The 8,298-nt window shown below is 73.7% G+C and carries 1 protein-coding gene; it reads right to left on the reverse strand.

Annotated elements, in window-relative coordinates; translation table 11 throughout:
- The coding region (locus tag G3I65_RS56270; RefSeq protein WP_239072068.1) for a type I polyketide synthase at nucleotides 1-8,298 on the reverse strand (8,298 nt) is incomplete at both ends.

Below are 8,298 nucleotides of genomic sequence, written 5' to 3' on the forward strand. Positions count from 1 at the left end.
CGTCGGCTTCGGCGCCGAGGTCCGCCAGGTCGTCGAGGAGGCCGGGTTCGGGGCGCCCGGACCGGCTGACCAGGACCAGGTGCCGGTGCCCGCTCATGGCGAGGTGGCGGGCGACCAGCGCGCCGAGGCCGCTCGTGCCGCCGGTGACGAGCACCGCGCGGTCGCGGTCCCATTCGGTGCCGGGATCCCCGGGCGTGGCCCGGCCGACGCGCGCGGCCGACACCACTCCGTCCACGATGGACAGTTCGGGTTCGCCGTTGCCGAGGAAGTCCCGCGGGGGCAGGGATCCGTCGGAGTCGACGAGCACGAACCGGCCCGGGTTCTCCTGTCGCGCGGACCGCACCAGGCCCCAGACGGCGGCCGCGGCGAAGTCCTCGCCGTCGAGCGCGCCGGTGGTCCGGACGACCAGCTTCGCGGCGTCGAACCGGGAGTCGGCCAGCCACGTCTGCACGAGCGCCAGCACGTCGGCCGTGACGGTGCGAATGTCCATTCCCGACGGGACGGCCACCTCGACGAACTCGGGGACCACCGCCAATTCGTCCAGCGCGTACCCGGGAAGGGTGACGACGTCGGCGGGTGCGCCCGCGACCGGTGTCCAGTCGAGCCGGTAGAGGTGGGCGGCCCGCGGCTGCCCGGCTTCGCGGACGGTGAGGCCCTCGACCGACGCCACCGGTGCGCCGGACGCGTCGGCGATGGTCAGGCTGATCGTGTCCGGACCCGCCGGGGCGAGCCGGACGCGCAGGTCGGTCGCGCCGGGCCGGTGCACCGACACCCCGCGCCAGGTGAACGGCAGCGCGGGCGGGCCGTCGGGGTCGGCCACGAGCTGGGCGTGCAGGACGGCGTCGAGCAGCGCGGGGTGCAGGCCGAAGCCTTCGGCCTCGTCGACGCGGACTTCGGCGAACAGCTCGTCGCCACGCTGCCACAGCGCCTTCAGGCCCTGGAACGCCGGGCCGTAGGCGAACCCGCGCTCGGCCAGGGTCTTGTAGGCACCGTCCACAGTGAACTCGGTGGCGGCCGCGGGCGGCCAGTCACCCATCTCCATGTCCGGGGCCGAGTCCGGGGTGAGGACGCCGGTCGCGTGCCGGGTCCACTCGCCGTCGTCGCCGCAGGAGTGGATTTCCACCGGGCGGTGGCCGTTCGCGTCGGGGGTGGCGACCGAAACCTGCACGGTGACCGCATCCGTGAGCACGAGCGGGGCGAGGAGGGTCAGGTCGCCGACGCGCGGGCAGCCCGCCTCGGCTCCGGCGTGGCGGGCCAGTTCGAGGAATGCCGTGCCCGGCACGAGATTCGCGCCGAAGACGAGGTGGTCGGCCAGCCACGGCTGCGTGGACGCCGACAGGCGGCCGGTGCTGACGAGCGTGCCCGTCCCCGCCACCTCGACGGCCGCGCCGAGCACCGGGTGCCCTCCTCGTGGGCCGCCGGCGGGGCGGGCCGGTGGCCAGAACCGCCGGTGCTCGAACGGGTACGCGGGCAGGTCGGCCCGCGGCCCCGCGGTGGCCCAGTCTACGTCGAGGCCGGAGACGTGCAGCCGGGCCAGCGCGGTGAGGAACGTCCGCTGCTCGCCGCGGTCGCGGCGGACGACCGGCACGACGACCGCGTCGGGCACCTCGACCAGTCCGGCCAGCACCGCGTCCGGGCCGACCTCGACGAACCGGGTCACCCCGGCGAGCCGTTCGAGGGCGTCGCCGAACCGGACAGTGTCGCGCACGTGCCGCACCCAGTACGCCGGATCCGTGACGTCGCCGGAAGCGATGAGCGGGATCTTCGGCTCGGCGAATGTCAGACCGGCCACGACTTCGCCGAACTCCGCCAGCATCGGATCCATCAGCAGCGAGTGGAACGCGTGCGAGACGCGCAGCCGCCGCTGCTTGCCGAACTTGTCCGCGACGGCCGTGACGGCGTCCTCGAGGCCGGACAGCACCACCGAGGTGGGCCCGTTGACGGCGGCGATGTCGACACCCTCGCCCAGCAGCGGGCGAACGTCCACTTCGGACGCCCGGATGGCGATCATCACGCCGCCTTCGGGCAGGTCGCCCATGAGCCGGGCCCGGGCCGAAACGAGTGCGCAGGCGTCGTCGAGCGACAGCACGCCGGCGATGTGCGCGGCCGCGATCTCGCCCACCGAGTGCCCGGTGACGAAATCCGGGCGCACGCCCCGGGATTCGAGCAGCCGCGCGGCGGCGACCTCGAACGCGAACAGCGCCGGCTGGGTGTATTCGGTGCGGTGCACACGCTCGTCATCCACAGCGGACCGGACGGCCGGGTCGAGCCGGTCGAGGACTTCCTCGAAGGCGGCAGCGAACACCGGGAAGCGCGCGGCCAGTTCGCGGCCCATGCCCGGGCGCTGCGCACCTTGCCCGGAGAACAGGAACGCGGTCGACCCGGTCGTGGCCACGCCTTCGATGACGTCCGGCGACGGTTCACCGGCGGCGAAGGCGGCCAAGGCTTCGGCAGGCCGCTCGGAGACGACGACCGCACGGTGCGCGAACCGCGAACGCAGGCTCAGTGCCCGGCCGACGTCGCCCGCGGGGAATTCCTCCACAGTGGACGCCAAGCGGGCCGCATGGGTCCGCAGCGCCGCGGCCGAGCGCGCGGACAGTGGCCAGATCACCGGCCCGTCAAGAGCTTCAGCCGGGGCGGCCACCTCGGGTGCCTGCTCGATGATCACGTGCGCGTTGGTGCCGCTGATTCCGAACGACGAGATCCCGGCCCGGCGCAGTCGTTCCGACGTCGGCCAGGCACGGCTTTCGGTGACGACCTCGACCGCGCCCGCCGACCAGTCCACATGGGACGACGGTGTGCCCGCGTGCAGGCTCGCCGGGACGACGCCGTGCCGCATCGCCTGGATCATCTTGATGATGCCCGCAACCCCGGCCGCGGCCTGGGTGTGGCCGATGTTGGACTTCACCGAGCCGAGCAGGAGCGGTGTCGAGCGGTCCTGGCCGTAGGTCGCCAGCAGCGCCTGAGCCTCGATCGGGTCGCCCAGCGCGGTCCCGGTGCCGTGCGCCTCGACGACATCGATGTCCGAAGTGGACAGCCCGGCACCGGCGAGCGCGGCGCGGATGACCCGCTGCTGCGACGGGCCGTTCGGCGCGGTCAGGCCGTTCGACGCGCCGTCCTGGTTGACCGCGGAACCCCGTACCACCGCGAGGATCCGGTGCCCGTTGCGGAGCGCGTCCGACTGGCGTTCCAGCACCAGCAGGCCGACGCCTTCGGCCCAGCCGGTGCCGTCGGCGTCATCGGAGAACGCCTTGCAGCGGCCGTCCGGCGAAAGCCCGCGCTGGCGGGCGAATTCGACGAACGTGGCCGGGGTCGCCATCACGGTGACGCCGCCGGCCAGCGCCAGCGTGCACTCCCCCGAGCGCAAGGCTTGCGATGCCCAGTGCAGCGCCACCAGCGACGACGAACACGCCGTATCCACGGTGACCGCCGGGCCTTCCAGCCCGAGGGTATAGGCGACGCGGCCGGAGGCGACGCTCGGCGCGCTGCCGTTGCCTTGCTGGCCTTCGTAGTCGCTGCCTGCGAGCAAACCGCCGTAGTCGCTGTACATCACGCCGGCGAACACGCCGGTCGCGGAGCCGCGCAGCGTCGCCGGGTCGATGCCCGCGTGTTCCAGCGCCTCCCACGACGTCTCGAGCAGCAGCCGCTGCTGGGCGTCGGTCGCGACCGCCTCGCGCGGGCTCATGCCGAAGAACGCGGCGTCGAACTCCGCGGCGCCGGAAAGGAATCCGCCCGCCCGCGCGTAGGTCGTGCCCGGGTGGTCGGGGTCCGGGTCGTAGAGCGCGGACAGGTCCCAGCCGCGGTCGGCGGGGAACGGGCCGACGGCGTCGCGCCCGGCGGCGACCAGGTCCCAGAACTCGTCGGGCGACGCGGCGCCGCCCGGGTAGCGGCAGCCCATGCCCACCACGACGATCGGGTCGTCGTCGCGGGTGCGGACCGGGCGGGCCGCGGTGACGGCCGCCTCCGCGCCGGTCAGCTCGGCCAGCAGGAACGCGGTGAGGGCGGCGCTGTTCGGGTGGTCGAACACCAGCGTCGTGGGCAGCCGCAGGCCGGTCGCGGTGGCGAGCCGGGTACGCAGCTCGACCGCCGTCAGCGAGTCGAAGCCGAGTTCGGAGAAGGCGCGTTCGACGTCGACCCCGGCCGGGGAGGCGTGCCCGAGCACGGCGGCGGCCTGCGCGCGGACCAGGTCGGTCAGCGCGCGGTGGGCGTCGGCCGCGCTCAGCCCGGCCAGCTGGGCGGCGAACCCCGTGGTCTGGACCGGGATTTCCTCGACGGCTTCCGGGATTTCCGCGAGTAGCGGCCGCGGCCGGGCGGCGGCGAACGCCGGGGCGAACCGCACCCAGTCGACGTCGGCGACCACCACGGTGGTGTCGTCGTGGTCGAGGGCCCGGCCGAGCGCGGTCAGCGCCAGCTCGGGATCGAGCGGCGGCACGCCCTCGGCGACCAGCCGCTCGCGGTCGACGCCTTCGTCGGCATCCCAGACGCCCCAGGCGATCGACGTCGCGGTAGCTCCACGGGCCCGGCGCCGCTCGGCGAGCGCGTCGAGGTGCGCGTTGGCCGCCGCGTAGGCACCGTGGGCACCGCTGCCGACGACCGCGGCGATGGACGAGAACAACACGAACGCGTCGAGGTCGTCGGGCAGCAGCGCGTCGAGGTGGTCGGCCGTACCTGCCTTCACGCGGCGGGCGCGCTCGAGTTGTTCCGGCCCGGTCTCGGCGAGCGGGGCCAGGTCGGTGACTCCGGCGGTGTGGAACACCGACCGGACCGGACCGTGCGCTTCGAGCACCGCGGCCAGCTGGTCGCGGTCGGCGACATCGCAGTACGCCTCGACGATTTCGGCGTCGCGCAAGGTTTCCACACCGGGCAGCGCGGCCGCGGCGAGCACGATCCGGGTGGCACCCCGCGCGATCAGCCAGCGGGCGAGGCGGACGGCCGCGTGACCGTCGGCGTCGGTGACGAGCACCGTGCCTTCGGGCCGCCAGCGCCTCGCGGGTTCGCCGGTCTCGGCGTGGACGAGCCGCCGGGCGAACACGCCGGAAGCACGCACGGCCACCTGGTCTTCGCCGGTGGTCCCGGTCAGCACGGCGGCCAGCCGCGCGCCGGCGGTCTCGTCGAGGGACGGCGGCAGGTCGACCAGGCCGCCCCAGCGGGCGGGGTGTTCGAGCCCGGCGATCCGGCCGAGGCCCCACACCTGGGCCTGCGCGGGATCCGGGACGTCGTCGGGCCCGGCGGCCACCGCGCCCTCGGTGAGGAGCCAAAGTGGAGCGTCGACGCGGGTCAGTTCGAGGGCGGTGGCGGCGTCCGGCCGGATGGCCACCACGCCGGTCAGGTTCTCGTCGTCCTCGACGATCTCGGCACCGCGGGCGGTGAGGATCTCGCGGACGTCGTCGCCGTCGCCGAAGACTCGCCAGCGTCCGGCGAGCCGGGACGGCGACGTCGTGACGGGACGCCAGGCGATGCGGTAGCGCCAGGAGTCCGTTGTGGACTCGTCGTGCCGTCGGCTGCGCCACTTCGCCAGCGCGGGCAGGACGGCGTCGAGCGGGGCGTCTTCGGCGAGGTCGAGGACGCCCGCGAAGGCCGGGACGTCCTGGTCGCCGACGACCTCCCAGAACCGCTGGTCCGCGGGGTCGGCGTGGACCGGCTCGGCTTCGGGGACGTCGAGCCAGTACCGCTCGCGCTGGAAGGCGTAGGTGGGCAGGTCGGCGGGGACCACGTCGGGGAAAGCCGGCGTCCAGTCGACCCGGACGCCGTTGACGTGGGCTTCGGCGAGCGCTGTGTGGAAGCGGGTCAGCCCACCGTCGTCACGGCGGAGACTTCCCAGCGCGATTACCTCATCCCCAAGCGCCATCGTGAGCACCGGGTGCGGCGAGGCTTCGACGAAGGTACCGAAACCCTCGCTCTTGAGGCGCTCGATCGCGGTGTCGAGACGGACCGTGCTGCGCAGGTTCGTGTACCAGTACTCGGCGTCGACTGTCTCGTTCCATTCGCCGGTCACCGTCGAGATGAACGCGATGTCTCCCTCACAGGGCGTGATGGAGGCCAGCACCTCACGCAGCTCGTCATGGAGCTGCTCGACCTGCGGCGAATGCGACGCGTAGTCCACCGGGACGCGCTTGACGCGGATGTCGTCCGCGCGGCAGGCCGCCATGAACTCGTCCAGGGCTTCGGGCACGCCCGAGACCACGACCGCCGTGGGACCGTTGACCGCCGCGACCGACACCCCGTCGATCAGCCGTTCCTGCACGGTTTCGTGGGAAGCGGCGACGGAGACCATTCCCCCGCCACCGGCCAGCGCCAGGATGGCCTTGCTGCGCAGCGCCACGACGCGAGCACCGTCCTCAAGGGACAGCGCACCGGACACCACCGCGGCCGCGATCTCACCCTGCGAGTGCCCCACCACCGCATCGGGCACGACCCCGAACGAACGCCACAGCTCAGCCAGGGACACCATGACCGCGAACAGCGCGGGCTGAACGACGTCCACGCGGCTGAGTGCCTCCGCGTCGGCCAGCACCTCCCGCAATGACCAGTCCACAAAGGATGCCAACGCGGCACCGCATTCGTCCAACCGGGCCGCGAAGACCGGCGAGGCCTCCGCGAGTTCGAGGGCCATCCCGGCCCACTGCGCGCCCTGCCCCGGGAAGACCAGCGCGACCTTGCCCGGAGTGCCAGCCTCGCCGGTGATCACGTTCGCTGCCGGAGTACCGTCCGCGAGCGCCGTGAGGCCGCCCGCGAGATCGCCGACCACGACCGCCCGGTGCCGGAAGAGCGATCGCGCCGACACCAGCGCCGCCCCGACCGACGCGGCGGGCAGCTCGCCCCGGCCGAGCAGCGCGGCAGCCTGCGCCCGCAGCGCCTCCGGCGTCCGTCCCGAAAGCACCCACGGGACAGGACCATCCGCCGCCGGCTCGGTCTCCGGCTCGGCGACGTGCTCGAGGATCGCGTGCGCGTTCGTGCCGCTCACCCCGAACGACGACACCGCCGCCCGCAGCGGCCGGTCCGAAGTCCACTCGCGGGACTCCGTCAACAGCTCCACCGACCCGGCCGTCCAGTCCACGTGGGACGAGGGCGCGTCGACGTGCAACGTCTTCGGCAGCACGCCGTGCCGCATCGCCATCACCATCTTGATGACGCCGCCGACACCCGCCGCGGCCTGCGTGTGGCCGATGTTGGACTTGAGCGACCCGAGCCACAGCGGCGCCGAGCGGTCCTGCCCGTACGTCTCCAGCAGCGCCTGCGCCTCGATCGGGTCGCCGAGGGTGGTGCCGGTGCCGTGTGCCTCGACGGCGTCCACTTCGGACGTCGTCAGGCCCGCGTTCGCCAGTGCCTGGAGGATCACCCGCTGCTGGGCCGGGCCGTTGGGCGCGGTGAGGCCGTTGGAAGCGCCGTCCTGGTTGACGGCCGAGCCGCGGACGACCGCGAGCACCGGGTGGCCGTTGCGCCTCGCGTCGGACAGCCGTTCCACCAGCAGGAGACCCGCGCCTTCGCCCCAGCCGGTGCCGTCGGCGGCGTCGGCGAAGGACTTGCAGCGGCCGTCCGCCGCGAGGCCGCGCTGGCGGCTGAACTCGACGAACAGCGCGGGCGTCGACAGGACGGCCACGCCACCGGCCAGCGCCAGGTCGCACTCGCCCTGGCGCAGCGACTGGCACGCCAGGTGCAGCGCGACCAGCGACGACGAACACGCCGTGTCCACGGTGATCGCCGGGCCTTCGAGGCCGAACGCGTACGCGATCCGGCCCGAGGCGACGCTGCCCGCGCTGCCGTTGCCGAGGTAGCCCTCGTAGTCTTCCAGTCCACTTCGGACGTTCTGCAGCCGCGTCGCGTAGTCCTGGTACATCACGCCGGCGAACACGCCGGTCCGGCTGCCGCGCACCGATTCCGGCACGATCCCGGCGCGTTCGAAGGCCTCCCACGCGATCTCCAGCAGCAGCCGCTGCTGGGGGTCGGTCGCCGTCGCCTCGCGCGGGGACATGCCGAAGAACTCCGCGTCGAATTCGGCGGCGTCGTAAAGGAATCCGCCTTCGCGGGCGTAGGACGTGCCGCCGTGCGCGGGGTCGTCGTCGAAGAGGTCGCCGGGCCAGCCGCGGTCCGCGGGGAACACCGAAACGGCGTCGCGGCCCTCGGCGACCAATCGCCAGAGGTCGTCCGGGGAGGCGACCCCGCCCGGGTACCGGCAGCTCATCGCGACGATCGCGATCGGCTCGTCGGCCTCGGCCGGGCGCGTGACGGCGGTCCGGTCCGTCCGGCCGGCGAGGTGCGCGGCGAGCACGGCCGGGGTCGGGTGGTCGAACACGAGGG

The sequence above is a fragment of the Amycolatopsis sp. SID8362 genome (assembly GCF_010550475.1).
GTDB classification, from domain to species: Bacteria; Actinomycetota; Actinomycetes; order Mycobacteriales; family Pseudonocardiaceae; genus Amycolatopsis; species Amycolatopsis eburnea.